Origin of the sequence: Skermanella stibiiresistens SB22, from assembly GCF_000576635.1 — a bacterium.
GTDB lineage: Bacteria > Pseudomonadota > Alphaproteobacteria > Azospirillales > Azospirillaceae > Skermanella > Skermanella stibiiresistens.
The window spans coordinates 1-314 of sequence record NZ_AVFL01000150.1 but is presented as its reverse complement, the minus strand read 5'-3'; the positions used below and the strand labels follow the sequence as shown (position 1 = coordinate 314).

General features: G+C 59.6%; 1 protein-coding gene. It reads left to right on the top strand.

What is annotated here, in order from left to right; translation table 11 throughout:
- Window positions 1-248, top strand: a 248-nt coding sequence (locus N825_RS35860) for an HAD-IIB family hydrolase (protein ID WP_157619801.1), incomplete at its 5' end; no start/stop codon positions are given.
- Window positions 249-314: the final 66 nt, after the last annotated feature.

Here is a 314-nt window from a genome sequence, read left to right as displayed (position 1 = left end):
TCTTACATAAAAACGTCGATAAGGGCGCCGGGGTGAAAATGCTGGCCGAGCACCTCGGCGTGGCGCGGGAAAACATCATGACGCTGGGGGATCAGGCTAACGATACGGCGATGATCGAATATGCCGGCGTCGGTGTGGCGATGGGCAACGCCATTCCCGAGCTGAAAGCGGTGGCGCAGTTTGTCACCAGCGCCAATACCGAAGACGGCGTGGCGCGCGCTATCGAGAAGTTCGTGCTCAACGCCTGAGAAAACGGGGCGCTGCGGCGCCCCTTTATACTTTCGCCAACACCCCTTTGGCGATCTGCAGATCCT